This window comes from Pseudoalteromonas sp. G5_S1_14_S5 (assembly GCF_054968605.1).
The window spans coordinates 1-251 of sequence record NZ_JBQKUM010000274.1 but is presented as its reverse complement, the minus strand read 5'-3'; the positions used below and the strand labels follow the sequence as shown (position 1 = coordinate 251).

Genomic DNA, 251 nt, shown 5'->3' with positions numbered 1-251 from the left:
GCGATCTTTAGGACTGTCTGATAAGGGCGATTTTGAAGAGTTTTTGGAGCTAGTAGTTAGGGCGTGTTGATCTTTTGTGAGTGTTTTTTACACAGCATGGTAAAGAGTTATAATTTACTTCGCCAAAAGTAAAACTATAGTCAATACCATGCCAAGAACCATGCTAACTGATATTCGCTGAAAATTGCTACTCCAAGTTATGAAAAGTACGGGTAGTATTTACGATAAAACTGAACATCGAATGACATTTG

General features: G+C 36.7%; 1 pseudogene. It reads left to right on the top strand.

The features are described from left to right. Nucleotides 1-148: 148 nt before the first annotated feature. Nucleotides 149-251, top strand: a pseudogene (locus ACTRWI_RS22860) (IS5/IS1182 family transposase); the annotation flags it as partial.